This is a genomic window from Yersinia sp. 2542 StPb PI (genome assembly GCF_048593855.1).
GTDB lineage: Bacteria > Pseudomonadota > Gammaproteobacteria > Enterobacterales > Enterobacteriaceae > Yersinia > Yersinia enterocolitica_E.
Genome location: NZ_JAZGQA010000448.1, coordinates 1 through 757, shown reverse-complemented (window position 1 = coordinate 757; position 757 = coordinate 1). Strand labels below are relative to the sequence as shown.

The following is a 757-nucleotide window of genomic DNA, read 5'->3' as shown; positions in this document are numbered from 1 at the left end:
ATGCGACCATTCAGATTACTTATAAAAAGGCTATTGAAAACATATAAATTTCCGCAGAAAAAATAGATTAGGCTATCTTTCTGAACGTCCAGACAATGTCTTCCTGTTACATCAACAAAACCAACCTGCTGCAAAAAATTTCAAGAGAAATAAATAGATTTTATAATAAGCATATTGGTATCCAGTAAAAATATGCGAGAAAGGATAAAATATCGGGAACGTAGGTATACCGTATACAAGTAATACAACTGTGTCTCTCAAAAGACGGTATTGACCACAAAAATCTGAAATTGACTAAAGCCTATACTCGAATATTGGTGTTCGACGTGGCACCCACAACTGGGTACAGCATCTCGATGCGCTGGCAATGTTACTATACTGATAATGCCAAGCCATCCAAATCTCCAATACCTTTTCAAAAAAAGTAAGTTGCTATTTAAATCGGGAATTTTTTCCATTTATTATATAGTTCAACTAAGCTAGTCGTTTGATACTTCTTAAGTATATTAATTTTATGAGAGCTTATTGTTTACGCACTAATACTCAACAAATCCGAAATATCTTTAGTGGCCATACCAAACATTAGTAGTGGTAATATTTGATTTTCCCGCACAGTTAATTCTGATAATTTATTTTCACGGGACGAAAAAATATAGGACTCTTTAATTAACGAAGTTACAAGGCGATAGAAACACTGGTATATAGTTGACTCTATCTCCATTACTGTTGCTGTTTTACAAATATGCATTAAATTCAT

At 33.2% G+C, this 757-nt stretch carries 1 protein-coding gene; it reads right to left on the bottom strand.

What is annotated here, in order from left to right; all coding sequences use genetic code 11:
• Positions 1-529: 529 nt before the first annotated feature.
• A partial coding sequence (locus tag V1952_RS22215) for a LuxR C-terminal-related transcriptional regulator (protein WP_420075591.1) occupies positions 530-757 on the bottom strand: 228 nt, incomplete at its 5' end.